Source organism: Chelatococcus sambhunathii (assembly GCF_001418005.1).
Classification (GTDB): domain Bacteria; phylum Pseudomonadota; class Alphaproteobacteria; order Rhizobiales; family Beijerinckiaceae; genus Chelatococcus_A; species Chelatococcus_A sambhunathii.
The window spans coordinates 81,988-95,012 of record NZ_LIOL01000009.1 but is presented as its reverse complement, the minus strand read 5'-3'; the positions used below and the strand labels follow the sequence as shown (position 1 = coordinate 95,012).

The 13,025-nt window shown below is 66.6% G+C and carries 10 protein-coding genes and 1 tRNA gene; 5 read left to right on the top strand and 6 right to left on the bottom strand.

Translation table 11 applies throughout. The annotated features are described in order from the left end of the window. Positions 1-41 precede the first annotated feature (41 nt). A complete protein-coding gene (gene murA / locus ASC46_RS16220) occupies positions 42-1,331 on the bottom strand; it encodes a UDP-N-acetylglucosamine 1-carboxyvinyltransferase (RefSeq protein WP_055460346.1) in 1,290 nt (429 codons plus the stop codon). Between the two features lie 46 nt (positions 1,332-1,377). After that, the gene (locus ASC46_RS21325; RefSeq protein WP_157672347.1) at positions 1,378-1,548 is read right to left on the bottom strand and encodes a hypothetical protein; all 171 of its coding nucleotides are present in this window, start codon (positions 1,546-1,548) and stop codon (positions 1,378-1,380) included. A gap of 289 nt (positions 1,549-1,837) precedes the next feature. On the opposite strand from ASC46_RS21325, the gene hemA reads away from it, so the two are divergent. Beyond that, positions 1,838-3,064, top strand: coding sequence for a 5-aminolevulinate synthase (gene hemA / locus ASC46_RS16215; RefSeq protein ID WP_055460345.1), 1,227 nt, complete (start codon positions 1,838-1,840; stop codon positions 3,062-3,064). Between the two features lie 120 nt (positions 3,065-3,184). After that, a tRNA-Thr gene (locus ASC46_RS16210) sits at positions 3,185-3,259 on the top strand. 50 nt (positions 3,260-3,309) lie between these two features. Here the strand turns inward: ASC46_RS16210 and mbfA are convergent. Further along, complete coding sequence (gene mbfA, locus ASC46_RS16205; RefSeq protein ID WP_055460344.1) at positions 3,310-4,293, bottom strand: iron exporter MbfA; 984 nt, start codon at positions 4,291-4,293, stop codon at positions 3,310-3,312. Between the two features lie 348 nt (positions 4,294-4,641). Between mbfA and ASC46_RS16195 the strand changes: the two genes are divergently transcribed. From ASC46_RS16195 to ASC46_RS16185, 3 genes are all read left to right on the top strand, one after another. Further along, on the top strand, positions 4,642-7,143 hold the full coding sequence (locus ASC46_RS16195) for a calcium-binding protein (RefSeq protein ID WP_082464872.1): 2,502 nt from the start codon (positions 4,642-4,644) through the stop codon (positions 7,141-7,143). 531 nt (positions 7,144-7,674) lie between these two features. Continuing rightward, positions 7,675-7,965, top strand: a complete 291-nt coding sequence (locus ASC46_RS16190) for a hypothetical protein (RefSeq protein ID WP_141659703.1) — start codon at positions 7,675-7,677, stop codon at positions 7,963-7,965. A gap of 77 nt (positions 7,966-8,042) precedes the next feature. After that, the gene (locus ASC46_RS16185; protein WP_055460340.1) at positions 8,043-8,822 is read left to right on the top strand and encodes a bestrophin-like domain; all 780 of its coding nucleotides are present in this window, start codon (positions 8,043-8,045) and stop codon (positions 8,820-8,822) included. Positions 8,823-8,827: 5 nt separating this feature from the next. On the opposite strand, the gene ASC46_RS16180 is transcribed toward ASC46_RS16185, so the two are convergent. From ASC46_RS16180 to ASC46_RS16170, 3 genes are read right to left on the bottom strand one after another with little or no spacing between them, the layout of a single operon-like run. Then, positions 8,828-9,637: an inositol monophosphatase family protein gene (locus ASC46_RS16180; RefSeq protein WP_055460339.1), complete on the bottom strand. Its 810-nt coding sequence runs from the start codon at positions 9,635-9,637 to the stop codon at positions 8,828-8,830. Positions 9,638-9,675: 38 nt separating this feature from the next. Further along, positions 9,676-10,737: an ABC transporter ATP-binding protein gene (locus ASC46_RS16175; protein WP_055460338.1), complete on the bottom strand. Its 1,062-nt coding sequence runs from the start codon at positions 10,735-10,737 to the stop codon at positions 9,676-9,678. Continuing rightward, positions 10,734-12,971, bottom strand: a complete 2,238-nt coding sequence (locus ASC46_RS16170; protein ID WP_055460337.1) for an ABC transporter permease — start codon at positions 12,969-12,971, stop codon at positions 10,734-10,736. Before ASC46_RS16170 ends, ASC46_RS16175 begins: the two co-directional genes overlap by 4 nt. Between the last annotated feature and the right edge of the window lie 54 nt (positions 12,972-13,025).

Genomic DNA, 13,025 nt, shown 5'->3' with positions numbered 1-13,025 from the left:
GGTACCCGAGGAGACCCGGCCCCGTGCCGGGTCTTCGCCTTTCAACCCGAGAGGCGCTCGATCTCAGCCCCGCACCGGCCGAGCTTTTTCTCCAGCGCCTCGAAGCCGCGATCCAGGTGATAGACGCGGTTCACCATCGTCTCGCCTTCCGCAGCGAGCGCCGCGATGACGAGCGAAACCGAGGCGCGCAGGTCCGTCGCCATCACAGGGGCACCCTTCAGTCGCGCGACGCCGTCAACATAAGCAGTGTCGCCGTCGAGGCGAATTCGGGCGCCGAGGCGGGCCAGTTCCTGCACGTGCATGAAGCGATTCTCGAAGATCGTCTCGCGGATGCGGCTCGTGCCCTTGCCGCGCGTCATCAGCGCCATGAGCTGGGCCTGCAGGTCCGTCGGAAAGCCAGGGAACGGCTCCGTCGTGACATTCACCGCCTCGATGCCGACCCCGTTGCGACGCACGCGCACACCCGCGTTGGTGGACGAGATGTCGATCCCAGCGCCTGACAGCACGTCGAGGGCCGCCTGCAGCAGCTCCGGCCGCGCACCCTCAAGCAGCACGTCGCCACCCGTTATGGCGACGGCCATGGCATAGGTGCCGGTCTCGATTCGGTCCGGCAGGACGTTGTGCTCGGCGCCGCCGAGGCGCGCCACCCCCTCGACGATGATGCGCGAGGTGCCGGCGCCGCTGATACGCGCGCCCATCTTGACGAGGCAATCGGCAAGGTCGACCACCTCCGGCTCGCGCGCGGCATTGTCGATGACGCTGGTGCCGCGGGCGAGGCTGGCGGCCATGAGGGCGACATGGGTGCCGCCGACCGTCACCTTCGGAAAGGCGAACTCGGCCCCCCGGAGTCCCTTCGGCGCCCGCGTGACCGCATAGCCGCCGTCGATCTCGACCTCGGCGCCCAGCTTCTCCAGCGCCATGAGCAGGAGATCGACCGGCCTGGTGCCGATGGCGCAGCCGCCGGGCAGGGACACGCGGGCCTCGCCCATGCGGGCCAGAAGCGGCGCGATGACCCAGAAGCTCGCTCTCATCTTCGAGACGAGTTCGTAGGGTGCGCAGGTGTCGATGATATCGCGGGCACGCAAGCGTATGGACTGGCCGGTCTCGCTCGTCTGGCCCGGGCGCTTGCCGGCAATGCCGTGATCAACGCCATGGTTGGACAGGATGCGCAACAGCAGCGACACGTCCGCAAGGCGCGGCACGTTGTGCAGCTCGAGCGTCTCGTCGGTCAGGAGACTTGCGATCATCAGCGGCAGGGCCGCGTTCTTGGCGCCGGAAATGGGAATGACGCCATCGAGCTTGTGGCCGCCAACGATGCGAATGCGATCCATGTGTCGTTCCTTGATTGACCGGAGCCAGTAGCGGAGACGCCGGCGATCAGTCCTTCGGGTCGGGGCCGGCGCCCGGCGCGGCTTCCCTGGTGCCGTGCGCCGCCTCGCCGCGCGGTTCCGCCGCGCGCTCGCGCATCTGCCGCTTGCGCCGCTTCAGATTCTCCCGCAGCGCTGCGGCCAGGCGCTCCTTCCTGTCGGGAGGCGGTGCGTGCGACATGTTCGTCGAAGACCCGGGTTCCTCGAAGCTGATCGATAGCGGGCATCGGCCTCGAGGACAAGCGCCGGCTTCCCCTCCTGCCTGCAGGCGACGTTGCAGGGACCGTCCCAAACCTGCGGTGCGCCGCCGCACTGCGGCGATGCGGCCCATTGTGCAGCCGGACGCACTATGGAACGAGAGCAATATAAACGAACATGCGACGAGAACCGCTTGCCCCGGCGCGGTTCCGGTTGTTCACTGGACCAGTTCCAAACTTGGTCTGCCGCCACGGCGGCAGACGGATGCGATCATGGATTACGACAGCTATTTCGACGAAGCGCTCGGCCTTCTGCACAAGGAGCGCCGCTATCGCGTCTTCATCACCATCGAGCGCGACGCGGAGCGGTTTCCGCGGGCCGTCTGGCACAGCGACGAGGGGCCGCGGGACGTCGTGGTGTGGTGCACCAACGACTATCTCGGCATGGGTCGCCATCCGCAGGTGATCGACGCCATGGTCACGACGGCGCAGCGCATGGGCGCCGGCGCCGGCGGCACGCGCAACATCGCCGGCAACAGCGCCCCGATCGTCGGCCTCGAGCGCGCCCTCGCCGAACTGCACCGCAAGGATGCGGCGCTCGTCTTCACCTCGGGCTATGTCTCCAACGAGACCGGCATCGCCACCATCGCCAAGCTGCTGCCGGACTGTCTCATCCTCTCGGATGCGCAGAACCACAATTCCATGATCGAGGGCGTGCGTCGCTCCGGCGCCGAGAAGGTCATCTTCCGCCACAACGACCTCGAGCATCTCGAGGACCTGCTGCGCCAGGCGGGCAAGACCCGGCCCAAGCTCATCGTCTTCGAGAGCGTCTATTCGATGGACGGGGACGTCTCCCCGATCCACGCCATCTGCGATCTCGCCGAGCGCTACGGCGCCATGACCTATATCGACGAGGTACATGCGGCAGGCCTCTACGGCGCGCGCGGCGCGGGCTATGCCGAGGAGGTGGACGCCCTCCACCGCCTCGACGTGATCGAGGCCACGCTCGCCAAGGGCTTCGGCTGCGTCGGCGGCTATATCGCGGCGCGGCGCAACATCATCGACGCGGTGCGCTCGCACGCCCACGGCTTCATCTTCACGACGGCCCTGCCGCCGGCCGTGGCCGCGGCAGCGACCGCCTCGGTGCGGCACCTGATGGAGAGCGGCGAGGAGCGCCAGCGCCACCGCCGGCAGGTCGCCCTGACCAAGGGCGCGCTCGTGGCTGCCGGCCTCCCGGTCAAGCCCGGCCCGACGCATATCGTGCCGGTGATGGTTGGCGACCCTGAGCGCGCCAAGCAGGCGAGCGACATGCTGCTCGCCGAGCACAGCATCTATGTGCAGCCCATCAACTATCCGACCGTGGCCCGCGGCACCGAGCGCCTGCGCATCACGCCCACGCCCTTCCACGACGCGGCCATGATCGAGCATCTCACCGATTCGCTCGTCGCCGTGTGGAAGGCGCTGAAGCTGCCCTTCGTCGACCGCGCAGCGGCCGCCTGAGACCGGCCGCGAGCGACCATCCACAGGCTGTCGGCCCGGACGAAAATGCCGCGCCGACGGCGCTTGCGCCGACGCCCCCCTTGTGGCAGTGTCCGCGCGCTTTGGCCCCCTCGGGGCCCTGCTGCCGTAGCTCAGTGGTAGAGCACTCCCTTGGTAAGGGAGAGGTCGCGAGTTCAATCCTCGCCGGCAGCACCAGCTAGCATGATGCCGCCCCTTCGCTTCGGAAACGTCCTTCGGGCCAGACTTCAGGCGTTGCCGATCAGGACGCCAGCGGCGAAGACGAGGCTGCCGCCGAGCACGACCTGGAAGGCCGCGCGCAGGAATGGGGTCTCCATGTAGCGGTTCTGAATGAAGGCGATGGCCCACAGCTCGACGAAGACCACGGCCACGGCGATCATCGTCGCCGTCCAGAACGATGGAATGAGATAGGGCAAGGCATGGCCGAGCCCGCCGATGGCGGTCATGATGCCTGACGCGAGCCCGCGCTTGACGGGTGAGCCGCGACCCGAGAGCTTGCCGTCGTCGTGAGCCGCCTCGGTGAAGCCCATGGAGATGCCGGCGCCGACAGAGGCCGACAGGCCGACGAGGAAGGTCTGCCAGGTGTCCTGAGTGGCGAAGGCGGCGGCGAAGATCGGCGCCAGCGTCGAGACGGAGCCATCCATCAGCCCGGCAAGGCCCGGCTGGACAAAGGTCAGGATGAACTGGCGGCGCTCGCTCTGCCGCTCCTCCTCCTGCACGCTTTCGGGCGCGTGGGTGAGGCCGAGCCGCCTGGCGAGGCTTTCGTGAACCTGCTCCGCCGCCGCCAGATCACCCAGCAGCTTGCGGGTCGAGGCGTCTCCGGCGCGCTTGGCCGCCTCCACATAGAAGCGATGGGCCTGCGCCTCCATCTCCTCCGCCTGCTGGCGCACCTTGTCGATGCCGAGGGGGCGCACCAGCCAGTCCGGCTTGCGCTCGTAATAGCCCCTCACATGCTCGCGGCGCAGCAGCGGGATGTGATCGCCGAACCGGGCCCGGTAGAGATCGATGAGCGCCTGCCGGTGCCGGTCCTCTTCCCGCGCCATCTCCTCGAAAACCCTGGCCGACTGGGGAAAGGCCTCACGCAGACCGTCCGCATAGGCAAGATAGATGCGCCCGTCGTCCTCCTCCGAGGAGATGGCGAGCGCCAGGATTTCCTGTTCGGAAAGCGAATCGAAGGAGCGGCGCCCGAAGCCGAAAACCCTGGAAAGCATCGATGACCGCCCCTAAGATTGGAATATTTCCAATCTATGGCCGGCTGCGACGCAAGGCAACGGACCAAGTCATGTCGGCAGGGCAACGGACGTCGCGAGAGGGTCGCTGTCACGGGCGCTGGACATGGAAAGGCTGCAGGCGTGGACGTTGGCTTGCGTCATTTCCAGCCCTCGCCCCCGGACGCCTCGGCGGGGGCGGCCCCTCGCGATCTCCCTATTGGCCATGGCCAGTTCGAAGGCTCATCGTATTCGATCTATATTTTCTGATTCAATCCCCACTACGTACTCGCAACGGATAATGATAATATTAATATAATTTAACAAATATAAGAAATTGGCACGATATGCATGCAAGACGCGCGCGCGTCCGATTCCCTTGTCAATCCCCGCCGCATAAATTCAGAACCAGCGATCCGGGCTACCACGACAACGGACAGCCCGCAGCCATCGCAGGCTAACGGGGCCGATCATCAAGCAATCCTATTCGTCTTACGGTCGATCTATTTCAAACTTTACGGGAGAACTGACATGGCCATGGATGGGGATGATTTCCTCGAGGGCGCCGTAGAACAGGCCGAGCAACAGCACGATCCAGGAGGTGGCGGTGTTCCAGCGGGGTCCGGCAACGCAGATGCCGTCTCGCAGCCCGACGATCTCTTCCTTTTGCAGGCCTTGGTCCCTGGTATCGAACTCGATGGTGACGAGGATGGCAATCTCCTCGTCGGCACCGGAGGCGACGACACTCTGCGCGGCCACGGCGGCAACGACACGCTCAATGGTGGAGACGGCAATGATCTGCTGCTCGGCGGAGAGGGTGACGACACGCTCGATGGCGGCAGCGGCGACGATACGCTCGACGGCGGCGAAGGATTCAACCAGCTGACCGGCGGCGCCGGGAACGATACCTTTGTCTTCAATCCGCTCGCCGGGTCGATGGATATCCGGGATATTTCCTATGAAGAAGGGAATTATGACCGGGTTGATATTCATGCCCCCGTTCTGAGCTATAATCATCTCAAGGCGCTTTCGGTTAACTATTGGGACCCAACAGGATGGACATCGACCAGCGTATATATCGGCGGTGGATTTAGCTTCTATCATAAATACTTCGAACATATTGCTCCCGAAGTTTTCGGGTTCTCATCGGAAGGGCGTCCCGACGCAACTTTCCTGCAAGGCACGGCTGGCGACGAGACACTGAACGGCGGCAGCGGCGATGACGTGCTCGTAGGCCATCACGGCACCGACACGCTCGTGGGGGGCGCCGGGCGGGATGTGTTCCTCAACCGCGGCGGCCACGTCGTCGTCGAGGATTTCACGGCCGAGGATTATCTCGACCTGCGTTACTGGGGATACTCCACCTTCGATGCGTTGATGGCGATCGCCACCGAGCAGAACGGCGACGTACTCTTCACCATCAATGCGAATACGTCGGTGCTCGTGAAGAACTTCACGAAAGCCCAGTTCACGCCAGAGATGCTGCTCGTCAATGTCGCCGGCCCGGGTACGGGAAGCGCCGGAGACGACTCCATGACCGGCGGCACTGGCGATGACACCATCGACGGCGGCGACGGCAATGACAGCATCGACGGTGGCGGTGGTCACGATACGCTCTGGGGCGGGGCCGGCAACGACACGCTCAACGGCGGCGACTTCAACGACAGCCTCGACGGCGGCGATGGCGACGACAGCCTTTCCGGCGACCAGGGCAACGACACGCTCTCCGGAGGCCAGGGCAACGACACCCTCACCGGCGGGACGGGCAACGACCGTTTCGTCTATCTCGACGGCGCCGACACCATCACCGATTTCTCGCGCGTGGCCGGCAACCGCGACGTCATCGATCTCTCGGCAACCGGCCTCACCACCTTCGCCGACATCATGGCCACGGCCCAGCAGGTGGGCAACGACGTCGTCTTCACCTTCGGTGCGGGGCAGAGCCTGACAGTCAGGAACACCACCCTCGACGCCTTCGGATCGGGGGACTTCGGCCTTGCCAATCCCGTCATCGGCACCCCCGACGACGACATCCTCGTCGGCACGCCCGATGAGGACTACATGAGCGGTGGGGCCGGCAACGACACCATCCTCGGCCACGACAGCAACGACACCATCTTCGGCAGCATCGGTAATGAGATCATCTATGGCGGCGGGGGCAACGACGTCATCTCCTCCGAGGAGGACGACGATGCGGTCTACGGCGAAGCCGGCAACGACACCATCCATGGCGGCGCCGGCAACGACACGCTCGACGGCGGCATCGGCGACGACTGGCTCGACGGCGGAGATGGCGACGACAGCCTCATCGGCGGAGCCGGCAGGGATTCCCTCCTCGGCGGCGACGGCAACGACTACATCGCAGCCGGCGATGGCGATGACCTTGTCTTCGGCCAGGCGGGCAACGACACCCTGCTAGGCGAGGCCGGCAACGACGTGATGGACGGCCATGAAGGCGATGACGTCCTCGCCGGCGGGGGCGGCAACGACGAGCTCTACGGAGGTGCTGGCAACGACACGCTCGAGGGCGGCGAAGGCGATGACACACTGATCGGTGGCACGGGAGACGACATGCTCGCCGGCGGAGCGGGCGACGATTGGCTGTTCGGCCAAGCCGGGCACGATACCTTCGTCTTTCGGCCGGACGAGGGTCTCAGCCGGATCATGGACTTCAACGTGGGCGGCGAGATCGACTATGTGAGCCTGCAAGGATTCGGCTTCACGAGTGTGGCCGAAGCTGCCTCCTTCTTCGCCGACACGGACGGCGGGGTCTATTTCGATCACAACGGCACGCAGATCGCCATCTTCGGCATCGATAAGGCAACGCTCGAGAGCAGCCTCCTCGTCGCCTGATCTGCGAGACAGGACGACAGCGATGCGGCCGGCGGCAATGCCGCCGGCCGCATCGCGCCGTCTGCAGCATCGGCTTCGCGCTTCGTGCCCGACGAAGCAGGCGGACGGCCGACGCCTTCAGGCAAGGTTCACCTGCTAGGCGTGATGATCAACCGCCACTTCCCAAGCGGAATGCTGGGGCGGTGAGACGACCGCGATCAGGGGGGATCGCACCATGAGACGAGAAGCGCACATCGATCAATCACCTCCTGTCGCCAGACGGCGACGAGGGACACGTGCCGGCGCGCGCGGACAAGAGCGACCGCTCAAGGCCCGGGCGAGCGCCTGCCGGTCATGAACAGGACGGAATGGTCGGCACGGCCCCGGCCTGACGCTCGACCGTCGGCCCCTAGGATTTTCGGCGGTCACACCACCTTTCGTACGGCTCGCCTCCGCGCAGCGGCAAACGGGCGCCGGAATCCTCCAGTCGCGACGGATGACCCGGCTCCGGGCGAACAGCGCCGGCGTTCGACGTAGGAAGGAGTGCAGCTCTTGCGCGAACCACCCATCCCGCCAGCCGTCATGGCCGAGGGCTTCGTCACCGCAGCCCTGCTGGAGACGGTCGAGGCCCTCGCCCATGCCCTGAGAGCCCAGGGCGGCGACCCTTCGCGGCTGCTCGACCTGATCGAGGCGCGCTTCGACGAGGCCCATTACCGGGCCGGGCAGCAGGCCCGCAGCTACCAACTTGACCGGGCAGCGGAAGCCTCGACCATCACCCGGCGGCGCATCCGCGAGATCTTCAGCGATCTGCGCGAGAAGCTGGGCGCCCTGCCCGTCAACTGAGCAGCCGCAGCGGCATATGGTGCCATGGCGGCGATTGGCCCAGAGTGTCGCGAGCGAAGACGGCCGGAGCGCCCGCAATGCCTTTCACCGACGTGATCTATCGGTTCTCCAACAACATCCTCGTCGTTATTTTCGTCAGCGCGGCCGTCACCGCATCGGTTCTGCTGCCGCTGATCGGCACGCGCCTCCTGAGGCAGGAGCAAGCGACGGCCAGGGCGGGTTTCGCGCTCGACGCCTTCAAGCTCATCGGGCCGGTCATCGCCATCTTCACAGCCTTCACGCTGCTGCAAGCGATCAACCGCTACCGCGAGGCCGAGACACTCGTATTGCGGGAAGCCACCGAGATCACGCAACTCGACCGTGCGCTGCGCCGGCTCGGCCCGGACGCGGCGCCGCTTCGCGATGCGCTTGCTGCCTATGGCCAGTCCGTCGTCGCGCAGGAATGGCCGGCGCTCAAGAAAGGACAGGAAAGCGCGGCGACGCAGACACTCTTCAACACTCTCATCGAGAGCATTCATGCCGTGCACCAGCGGATGGACATCGAGGCCACCACACGCGAGGCGGTCGATGACGCGGCGGACGAACTCGTGGACATCCGGGCCCTGCGCCTCAATGCCGCCACGACAGGGTTGCCGGCCATCTTCTGGCATGTCCTCGGCAGCCTCATCGTGCTGCTGGCCGCCGAAGCGCTCCTTTTCCGCTTCGACTGGAACCTCGTGGTGCCCAAGGCCGGCTATGCGGCGGCGATCGCCCTGCTCATCGCCCTACTCGTCATACTCGACTACCCCTTCCGGGGCGAGCAAAGTGTGGGGGCCGAGCCAATCACGCGGGCCCTGACGCATATCGCGCGGTACTGACGCCTTCAGGCCGCGCGGGGCAAGCCGGCGATCCGGCTGAGATCGGCGACGGCACCGGGCGCGGCCGCCATCACGGGCGCACCGCGCGTCAGCCCCTCGCCGACCGCCGGGAACGGCAGCAGCGCCCCGCCCGCCTCGGCGACGAGGCAATAGCCGGCAAGGCAATCCCAGGCGTGCATGTAGGGCTCGTAATAGCCGACGAGACGTCCCGCCGCGACATAAGCCAGCATGAGCGCGCCCGAGCCGTTGCGGATGAAGTTGCCGCCCATGCCGAGCAGGCGCTCCACGATGCCGGCGAATTCGGCCGGCGCGACGTGGTGGTTGGCGCCGAGGCCCACGACGCCATCACGCAGGGAACGCCCGGACGACACGTGCATGGGCGCCTCGTTGAGCGTCGCGCCCTGCCCCTTGCCGGCCGCGTAAAGCTCGTCCACGCAGGGTGCGTAGATGACGCCGACCACCGGTTCTTCGCCGGCGAGCACGGCGATCGACACGCACCAGCTGGGCATGCCGTTGACGAAGGGGCTGGTGCCGTCGATGGGGTCGAGCACCCAGGTGAAGCCGGACGTGCCCTCGGTGAGGCCGTATTCCTCCCCGAGCACGCCGTCACCGGGATGAGCCTCGGCGATGCGAGCGCGCAGCATCTCCTCGACCCGCCGGTCAGCGATGGAAACGACATCCTGCGGGTTGGCCTTGGCCTCGACGACCAGGGTCTCGCGCGCATTGAAATAGGCTAGTGCCACGGCCCCCGCATCGCGGGCGAGCGTGCGGGCGAGCGCCAGGCGCGCCTCGACGTCTGCGGCATCGACTGTCATGCATGTCCTCGTTGTCTCGTGAAGGGCGCGTAGCACCTTCACGCGGTGATGATGGCGACCCCACGGTTGTGAAGCCCGATCGCGACCGGCGTCGTCGCGGCAAGGCTCCGCTCCACGTCAGGATCGACGACATAGAGCGTTCCGACTTCCGTCTCCACCTCATATTCGACGTGGTCGCCGAGATAGGCCGCATGGCGCACGAGGCCCTTGAGCCCGCCGTCATCTGCCGGGGCGAGCCGGATGGCATTGGGCCGGATGGCGAGCTTGGCCGGTCCCGGCTGGGCCGCGCGGCCTGGCACGCGATGCTCGAGGGAGCCGAGCCGCACCACCGCCTCGGCTCCCTGAACGCCGACGACCTCGCAAGGCACGACGTTCGCCTCGCCCATGAAGTCGGCGATGAAGGAGGAGGCGGGCGATTCGTAGAGCGCCCGCGGCGGCCCCTCCTGCGCGATGCGGCCCTCGACCATGACGACGATGCGGTCGGAGACGGCGAGCGCCTCCTCCTGGTCGTGCGTCACATAGACTGCCGTGAAGCCGAGGCGCTGCTGCAACTCGCGGATCTCGGTGCGCACGCGCCGGCGCAGGCGCGCATCGAGGTTCGACAAGGGCTCGTCGAGCAGCAGCACCTGCGGCTCCAGCACGAGAGCGCGTGCCACCGCGACGCGCTGCTGCTGCCCGCCGGAGAGCTCGGCCGGCAGACGAGCACCGAAGCCGGCGAGGCCGACGAGGGCGAGCCCTGCCTCGGCCTTTTCGCGCGCCTCCGCCTTCCGAAGACCCGAGGATTCGAGTCCGTAGGCGACGTTCTCGAGGACCGTCATATGCGGGAAGAGCGCATAGGACTGGAAGACCATGGACACGTCGCGTTCATTCGCCGGCAGCATGGTCACGTCCTTGCCGCCGATAAGGATGCGTCCGTCGGTCGGGTGCTCGAGCCCGGCGAGCATGCGCAATGTCGTCGTCTTGCCGCAGCCCGAGGGGCCGAGCAGCGTGACGAGCGTACCCGGCTCGATCGTCAGCGACAGGTCGTGGATCGCGGTGAAGGAGCCGAAGGTCTTGCGAACGTGCTCGAAGACGACCGAGCCGGTCTTCAACCCGTTCATGCGATTTTCTCCTTGATTGTCTCGGCGGACATCGGCCGGGCCACAGCCGGGGCGGCGATGCGCGTCTCGCGTCGCAGGCGCCGCTCGCCGACGGCGAGCTGGAAGCCGGCGATGACGACGAGCATGACCACGATCAGCATGGAGGAATAGGCGATGGCGACGCCGTATTCCCCATTCTCGACGAGGCCTACGATATAGGCGGTGGCCATATTGTATTTGGCGCTGACGAGGAAGACGACGGCGCTGATGGAGGTGATCGCCCGTACGAAGGAATAGACGAGCGCCGCGACGATCGCCGGCCGCAACAGCGGCAACACCACGTGGCGGATGGTGCGCCAGCTCGAGGCGCGCAGCGTGAGCGAGGCCTCGTCGAGGCTTGCGTCGATCTGCGTCATGGCCGCGACGCCGCCGCGCACGCCCACCGGCATGTTACGGAAGACGAAGCAGGCGATGAGGATGAGCGCCGTGCCCGTCATCTCCAGCGGCGGCAGGTTGAAGGCCATGATGTAGCTGATGCCGATGACCGTGCCGGGGATGGCGAAGCTCATCATGAGCGCGAATTCGAAGACGTTGCGGCCGACGAAGCGCTGGCGGACGATGAGATAGGCCGTCATGAGGCCGACCGCGGCCGTCAGGGGCGCCGCAACGAGCGCGATCATCATCGTCGTCCAGAACGAATCCCAGGCGACGCCCGTCCATGCGATGGAGCCGTCGCGGAAGGCGAAGGAGAAGGCGCGCTCGAAATGGGCGAAGGTCAGCGAATTGTCGAGGCCCCAGGTGTTCACGAAGCCGCCGACGAGAATCATGCCGTAGACGACGAGGGTGAATGCCGTCCAGGGAATGACGAGCGCGTTGACGCCGATGGCGAGCGGCCGCGGCAGCGCCGGATGCACGCCGCCGTCGCCCTTGCCCGTGACGGTCGCGAAGTTCCTGCCCGTGAGCCACAGCCGCTGTGCGAGAAAGGCCGACAGCGTGAAGCAGAGCAGGATGATGGCGAGCACGGCCGCCCGGGATGGATCGGTCTGCGCGCCGACGACAGCGAAGAAGATCTCGGTGGACAGCACGCCGTGGCTGCCGCCGAGCACCAGCGGATTGCCGAAATCGGCCATGCTCTCGATGAAGCCGATGAGGAAGGCATTGGCGAGGCCCGGCTTCATGAGCGGCAGCGAAACGCGCCAGAAGGTGCGCCAGCGGTCGGCGCGCAGGGTCTGCGACGCCTCCTCCATGGAGGGGCTGACGCCTTCGACGACGCCGATGAGAACAAGGAACGAGATCGGCGTGAAGGAGAGCATCTGGGCGATCCAGATGCCGGTGAGCCCGTAGAGCCAGCGCCCCGGCTCGACGCCGAAAAGGTCGGAGAGGAAGGTCGTCACCACGCCGGCGCGGCCGAAGAGCAGGATGAGCGCGAGGCCGATGACGAAGGGCGGCGTGATGATCGGCAACACCGTCAGCAGTCGCAGGCCCTTCTTGAAGGGAAAGCGCGTGCGTGTGGCGACGAGTGCGAAGGCGAGGCCGAGAACGGTCGAGCCGGTGGCCGTCATCAGCGCCAGCCACAGCGTGCGCCAGGCGACACCGCAACGCCCTCCCCCAATGACACAATCGAGACTCCAGATCGCCGGGTCCTGCATGTTGCGCACGAAGCCCGAGGGCTCGAAGGAACCGTCGAAGTCCTGCACCGAGCCGACGAACATGCTCAGCACCGGATAGAATACGAAAACGGCGACAAGGGCGACGAGAAGAGCGATGGCGGCGATGACGAAGAAATCGCCCTTCATCACGCCCTGCTCGGCGAGCCCCGCCGAGAACAGGAACAGGAAGGCGAGCCCCGCGAGGACCGCACCGGCGCCCATGGCCGGTTGGCCGATGGCGAGCGGCCCGAACAGCGCCTCGCCGATGTTCCAGCTCCAGCCGCCGAAGGTGATTGCGAAGCCCTGCAGGACGAGGAAGCCCATGCCGGCCGCGCCGAGAGCGACGAGCAGGCGTCCGCGCGACACGGCCGGAGCGGCGAAGCGGACCGCGGCCGCGGCAAGGAGCAGCGCGGCGACGACGGCGAGCCACCAGCGGCCCTGCGCCGCCATCTGCACCAGGGCCGGCGCCTCCTCAGCGCCGAAGGGGAACTGCGCCGGCCAGCGAAAGGCGTAGAACCCCTCGTCGATCCTGTACCAGGGCAAGAGCACGAACCCGGCAAGGCCGAGGCCGAGCGCCATGTCCAGTCTGCGGTTGCGATGCTCCATGAGAGGTTCCGTACTGGAGAGGTTCCGTCGGGGCATGCACCGGCCATCGCAGGC